General features: G+C 67.8%; 1 protein-coding gene. It reads left to right on the top strand.

Annotated elements, in window-relative coordinates:
* Positions 1–19: 19 nt before the first annotated feature.
* The coding region (locus OO57_RS38115; RefSeq protein WP_267885014.1) for an RICIN domain-containing protein at positions 20–289 on the top strand (270 nt) is incomplete at its 3' end.

Genomic DNA, 289 nt, shown 5'->3' with positions numbered 1-289 from the left:
GGTCGCCCCGGCCGAGGCCGTGACGTTGCCCGCTGCTGGGACGTACCAGTTGGCGGTGGCGAAGAGCGGGATGTGTCTGGACGTTCCGTCGGGTTCGACGGCGTCGGGGGCGAAGTTGCAGCAGTGGGGGTGCGGCAGCGGGCAGACCAATCAGCAGTTCCGGTTGGTGCCGGTCTCGTCGGGTGTGTACCAGTTGGTGAACGTGAAGAGCGGGATGTGCGTGGACGTGCCGTCGGGTTCGACGGTGAGTGGTGTGCAGTTGCAGCAGTGGGGGTGCGGGAGCGGGCAG

Source organism: Kitasatospora phosalacinea (assembly GCF_000717185.1).
GTDB classification, from domain to species: domain Bacteria; phylum Actinomycetota; class Actinomycetes; order Streptomycetales; family Streptomycetaceae; genus Kitasatospora; species Kitasatospora phosalacinea_A.
The sequence above is the reverse complement of the archived record's forward strand: the minus strand, read 5'-3'. Positions and strand labels throughout refer to the sequence as shown.